A 349-nucleotide genomic window follows, 5' to 3' on the forward strand; every position below is an offset into this window, starting at 1 on the left:
CCTGGAAGGCGACGTAGCCGACCGGTGCACCCGACGGGTCGCGGTGGACGTACCAGTGGTTGTCGGGCCAGGTGCCCATCCACGCCATCGTCGACCCTCCGTGCTCCTTGAGCAGGGCCACTGCGGTGTCCCGGTCGCTCGCCCCGGTCGCGAGCTCCCTGCGCCGCTTCCGTCGTGACCGCGCCTGGAAGGCCGACCGCCCGAGCACGAGGACGGCGAGCTGGAGCAGCGTGATGACCACGGTGACGACGAGCTCGGGGATGGAGGTCGCGACCTGTCCGTCGCCGTTGAGCTGGTCGGGTGCCACGACCTCGACGACGATGAGCAGGGACTGGGCCAGCAGGGAGAG

At 70.8% G+C, this 349-nt stretch carries 1 pseudogene; it reads right to left on the reverse strand.

The features are described from left to right. A pseudogene (locus AB4Y75_RS16740) lies at positions 1 to 349 on the reverse strand (hypothetical protein); the annotation flags it as partial.

This window comes from Arthrobacter sp. RAF14, from assembly GCF_052114185.1.
In the GTDB taxonomy this organism is placed as follows: domain Bacteria; phylum Actinomycetota; class Actinomycetes; order Actinomycetales; family Micrococcaceae; genus Arthrobacter_E.